The organism is Falsihalocynthiibacter sp. CO-5D18 (genome assembly GCF_041205445.1).
Lineage (GTDB): Bacteria > Pseudomonadota > Alphaproteobacteria > Rhodobacterales > Rhodobacteraceae > Falsihalocynthiibacter > Falsihalocynthiibacter arcticus.
The window spans coordinates 1-428 of the sequence record NZ_JBGFCF010000097.1; the positions used below are offsets into that span (position 1 = coordinate 1).

The 428-nt window shown below is 52.1% G+C and carries 1 protein-coding gene; it reads left to right on the forward strand.

Features of this window, described 5'->3' with window-relative positions; genetic code table 11:
- The coding region (locus tag AB9F27_RS22090) for a hypothetical protein (protein WP_369758232.1) at positions 1 to 269 on the forward strand (269 nt) is incomplete at its 5' end.
- Positions 270 to 428: the final 159 nt, after the last annotated feature.

Consider the following 428-nt stretch of genomic DNA (forward strand, 5'->3'; position numbering starts at 1 on the left):
TAGACATGCCCTGCCGGGCGACGGGTGCAGCGACATCACCTACATTCCCATCAAAAACGGCTTTTGTACTTGGTGACGATCCGCTGGCTGGCTGGGGTTATTACACCCCGAGAAGCATGGACTGGGCGACCCACAAGGTTTTAATCTGGCGGTTTTCCAATACGCCCCCTCTAGGTGAAGCCTTTTGTGAAACGGCAGAAGAACGACGCAAAGGATGCAGAGGCAGCTGTCCGGCCAAAGATACGATTTGCACCTGTCAAATCAGCTAAACAACAATCGAGGTCTATGGTCTTTAAGACGCGTGATTTGTTCGTTCGGCAGCGCAATTCCATCATCAACGCTCTGCGGGGTCACTTGATGGAATATGGGATCATCGCACACCCCGGTCAGAACTCTGTGAAGAAACTGGCAGAACAGATTGAAAGCCC